The organism is Caballeronia sp., from assembly GCF_049581465.1.
In the GTDB taxonomy this organism is placed as follows: domain Bacteria; phylum Pseudomonadota; class Gammaproteobacteria; order Burkholderiales; family Burkholderiaceae; genus Caballeronia.
This window is the reverse complement of sequence record NZ_JBAUSA010000858.1, coordinates 1-4,054: the sequence shown is the minus strand read 5'-3', so window position 1 is coordinate 4,054 and position 4,054 is coordinate 1. Positions and strand designations below refer to the sequence as shown.

At 61.2% G+C, this 4,054-nt stretch carries 6 protein-coding genes; 2 read left to right on the top strand and 4 right to left on the bottom strand.

Going from position 1 to position 4,054, the window contains the following annotated elements; all coding sequences use genetic code 11:
* Together lhpI and WCA53_RS21055 are read left to right on the top strand one after the other, a co-directional pair.
* The coding region (gene lhpI / locus WCA53_RS21060) for a bifunctional Delta(1)-pyrroline-2-carboxylate/Delta(1)-piperideine-2-carboxylate reductase (RefSeq protein ID WP_423915197.1) at nt 1-829 on the top strand (829 nt) is incomplete at its 5' end.
* A 182-nt stretch (nt 830-1,011) separates the two neighbouring features.
* Nucleotides 1,012-1,239 (top strand): hypothetical protein, encoded by a 228-nt coding sequence (locus tag WCA53_RS21055; protein ID WP_423915195.1) that lies wholly within the window; start codon nt 1,012-1,014, stop codon nt 1,237-1,239.
* 289 nt (nt 1,240-1,528) lie between these two features.
* Here WCA53_RS21055 and WCA53_RS21050 read toward each other — a convergent pair whose 3' ends face one another.
* From WCA53_RS21050 to WCA53_RS21035, 4 genes are all read right to left on the bottom strand, one after another.
* On the bottom strand, nt 1,529-1,759 hold the full coding sequence (locus WCA53_RS21050; protein WP_423915192.1) for a DUF1289 domain-containing protein: 231 nt from the start codon (nt 1,757-1,759) through the stop codon (nt 1,529-1,531).
* Between the two features lie 24 nt (nt 1,760-1,783).
* Nucleotides 1,784-3,082 (bottom strand): cobyrinate a,c-diamide synthase, encoded by a 1,299-nt coding sequence (locus tag WCA53_RS21045; protein ID WP_423915189.1) that lies wholly within the window; start codon nt 3,080-3,082, stop codon nt 1,784-1,786.
* A gap of 1 nt (nt 3,083) precedes the next feature.
* Entirely contained in the window at nt 3,084-3,686 is a 603-nt protein-coding gene (cobO, locus tag WCA53_RS21040) for a cob(I)yrinic acid a,c-diamide adenosyltransferase (RefSeq protein WP_423915186.1), read from the bottom strand.
* A 15-nt stretch (nt 3,687-3,701) separates the two neighbouring features.
* On the bottom strand, nt 3,702-4,054 hold a 353-nt coding region (locus tag WCA53_RS21035; RefSeq protein ID WP_423915184.1), incomplete at its 5' end, for a cobalamin biosynthesis protein.

Below are 4,054 nucleotides of genomic sequence, written 5' to 3'. Positions count from 1 at the left end.
GCACATTGCAAGCCCGGAACGCATGGTCGTGCCACTTCGCGACGGCGCCGTGATGCTCTCGATGCCAGCAGCGGCCGACGACCTGGCCATGCACAAGCTCGTCAATGTGTGCCCAAAGAACGGTGTGCTTGGACTGCCGACTATCCACGGCCAGGTGAGCGCCTATGACGCCGCGACCGGCGTGCCGCTTTTCATGCTCGATGGCCCCACGGTGACCGGCCGCAGGACCGCGGCCGTCACGATGCTCGCCATCCAGGCGCTGCTTGGGCATGAACCGAACGAAATCCTGTTGATTGGCACCGGAAAGCAGGCAGTGCACCACGTCGAGGCACTGAGCGCGCTATATCCGGCGGCGCATATCGTGGTGCAAGGTTCTCGACCGGAAAAGGCCCGAGCATTTTGCGCGGCGCACGCGGCGTTATCGAAGGCGATGAGCGCATTGCAGGACACGACCATCCCCGCATCGATCGATGTCGTTATCGCCGCTACAACGAGCAAGACGCCGGTTTACTCGCTGCCGCCAATCAATGGCCGGCTGGTCATTGGCGTAGGCGCATTTACACCCGACGCGGCTGAAATTGCGGCGGCGACCGTGCTCAATAGCGATGTTTTCGTCGATGACCCGGCCGGCGCACGGCATGAAGCGGGCGACTTGATTCAAGCGGGGATCGACTGGAACAAGGTCAGGCCGCTAGCAGATTTGCTTCGCATACAGCCACATGAAGGCGCAAATGAAGCCTTGAAGCGCCCGATCGTTTTCAAGAGCGTCGGTTGTGCCGCGTGGGACCTTGCGGCGTGCCGAGTCGTTCGAGAAATGCTCATGGCGTGATCATTTGTCCCTTGGAATGGTCCTTGCTCTAATGCATTTGTCTGCATTCAAGGATCTTCCAAGGCTTTTTACAGATGAACCATAGAAGCGAATATGAACTGAGTGCGTCGGGTCGGTACGCCCAACCGGACGTAGCGACCATCGCTCGACAAGCGTGCTTAGACGCAATTTCCGCAGCAGCCATGAATACCAGTTACAGTGCCACGCCCCCGGCGACCTACTTTATTTCGGTGCTCGAGTTGGCGACCGGCGAGACGCTAGGCAACGATGAACGTCTTCGCGCAATCGCAACGCTCGAAGCACACTTCGCGACGGGGCGTCCACGCACGTTAAAGGAAGCGATCAAGATCTGCGCGGGCGCAATCGATTCGTCGACGCTTCAGCGCATGGCACGCGGCGCGAAGGCTTAACGCCCGGCGCCATGCCGGCGTTTCTGATACCTAGGCGCTTTAACATGCGTTTAGCAGGCGCCAAGCCGGGCCTCCGCGCGTCAATGCAACGGCTGAAAGCGATTCGAAGTCCATCGAATAAACTGCCGCTGGTTCGTATCAGCGCGTAACCACGAGCCGAGCCCCTGCGTATCCGCCAAGCCCGCATTCGATGCATCGTTTCGATGCACCCGATGCCCATTCCGGTGCGCAGAGCGTTGCGACGGGCAATGGATTAAACGTAAGGAAGGCGGTTTTCGAGCCGATTTTTTTAAGCCATCGCTTGTCGACCAAGCAAAATGTCGAGGAGAGCGAGCTTGCTGTCATCGTGCAGGGTCTTCCATGCCTTGATCTCTTCGCGGCTTCTAAAGCAGCCTTCGCAGTGACCGGTGGTTTTATCGAGCCGGCAGACGTTCGTGCAGGGTGAACCCACGGGCAGCATCTGCTTCGCGCGTGCGACGGTGTACGCCAGTTCGAGTGGTTCTTCTTGAGTCGTCGTCATTGAATCGAGGTCATTAAGTCACGGTCATAGTGATTCGCCGCGAAAGAGGGCGGCCGCAGCCGCTGCGTTCGCGGGCCAGTACGTGTGCATGTAAGTTGCCGTGATGGAACCGTGCCGATAGATCACTTCGCCCTGGGCGCCCGTCGTCGCGTGCGTAGCAGTGAGCGCAGGCGGCACGTCGGTTGTCATGGTCGAGTAGTGGAACGTATGACCGGTGCCCGTGCCATGACGGCTTTCAATGCGCTGCATCGCCAAGCGCGCCAGGCGCTTTTGCATCTTCGCGTGACCGGGCATCAGGCCGAGCATAGCGTGTTGCGTTCCTTCGATATCCGTCAGCGAATCGAGCAGGTACAACATGCCGCCGCACTCCGCAACCACGGGCTTGGACGCCTCCACATGCGCGCGAATTGTCGAGGCACAGATCGTGTTCGCAGCAAGCCGGGCCGCATGCAACTCGGGGTATCCACCGGGCAGATAGAGGGCATCGGCACGCTCGGGGACGGGTTCATCGGCGAGCGGGGAAAAGGGCGACAGTGTCGCGCCTAGCGCCCTGAGCAGGTCGAGGTTGGCCGGATAAATAAACGAAAACGCGGCATCGCGTGCATAGGCTACGTGCATGCCGTCCAGCAAGCTCGGCACCGGCTCGGGCGCTTCGCGGCGGAACTCGACTACCGGCGGCAAGTCCCGCAGCGCCGTCTCGCCGATGGCGTCCGCCGCGCGATCCAGCCGTGCATCGAGATCGGCGATTTCGGCGGCTTGCGTGAGCCCGAGATGCCGGTCCGGCAACGCGAGGTCATCGATTTGCGCGAGATGGCCGCAGTATCGGATCCCATCGGGAATGGCTTCGCCCAGCATGTGTGCATGCCGTGGCGACGCTACGCGGTTCGCGAGCACGCCATAAAAAGGTAACGCCGGACGATACCGCGCGAGCCCGAACGCCATCGCGCCGAACGTTTGGGCCATCCCGTGCGCACCGATCACCGCCAGCACCGGTACAGAAAACGTGGTCGCGAGATCGGCGCTGCTCGGCGTGCCGTCGAAGAGACCCATCACGCCTTCGATCAGGATCAGGTCTGCCTCGCGCGCCGCTTCTGCAAGCAACGCGCGACAGCCGCGTTCGCCGACCATCCATAGATGCAGCGAGTACACCGGCGCGCCCGATGCGCGTTCGAGGATCATTGGATCGAGGAAATCGGGACCGGTCTTGAAGACCCGCACGCGCCGGCCTAGCCGCGTGTGATAACGCGCGAGGCCCGCGGTGACGGTGGTCTTGCCCTGGTTCGAGGCGGGGGCGCTGATGAAAAGTGCAGGGCAGGCGTGCACGTCAGAACTCGACGCCGCGTTGCGCCTTGACCCCTTGCTCCCGATACGGATGCTTGATGGCGCGCATCTCCGTGACCAGGTCGGCGGCTTCGATCAGCGCGTCCGGCGCGTGACGGCCCGTAATCACCACGTGCAGCATCGCAGGCCGGGCATTTAGGACCGCGAGAACTTCGTCCAGAGGCAGGTATTCGTATTTCAGCACCGTACAGAGTTCGTCGAGCACGACCATCTGGTATTCGCCGCTTTCGATCATCTTGCGTGCCGCGTCCCAGCCTTTGCGCGCAGTCGCGATGTCGGCATCGCGATTCTGCGTGTCCCAGGTATAGCCGTCGCCCATCGTGACGAAATCGCAGTTAGCGATTGCGCCGAGGAAATCGCGCTCGGATGTATAAAGCGCGCCCTTGATGAACTGCACCACGCCTAGGCGCATGCCGTGTCCAAGCACGCGCACCGCCATGCCGAACGCGGCCGTGGTCTTGCCCTTGCCCGTCCCGGTGTTCACGATCAACAAGCCCTTTTCAAGCGATGCGGCGGCCTGCTTTTTCTCGTGTCCTTCCTTGCGTCGCTGCGCCATGCGCAGATGCGACTCTTCATCGGTTTTCATTCGTTTCCCTCGTTGTCATAGTGTTGTCGTGTCGGATAAGCCGTCTTCGGCGATCGCGACGGTGACGCCGTCAAGCGCTATCTTCGACACCACGATCCGGCCATTTCTTGATGCCAGCATGGCGCAGGGTTCGCAGACGCCATCGATGCCCAGAAGCGCTCGCACATGACGCGATGAACGGACTTTCATGGTCGCAATCTGGTCTGCGGAGTAAAGCGCCAGCGGCAATGCGTTGCGCGCGGCGAATTCCAGCAAACCCTTTTCGTCCCGCTTGATATCGACGCTGGCAAGCGTGCGGACTTGTTCAAGCGATCGATTATTGCCTAGCGCTGCAAGGACCGCGCTATCAATCTGGCCGACACTCACGC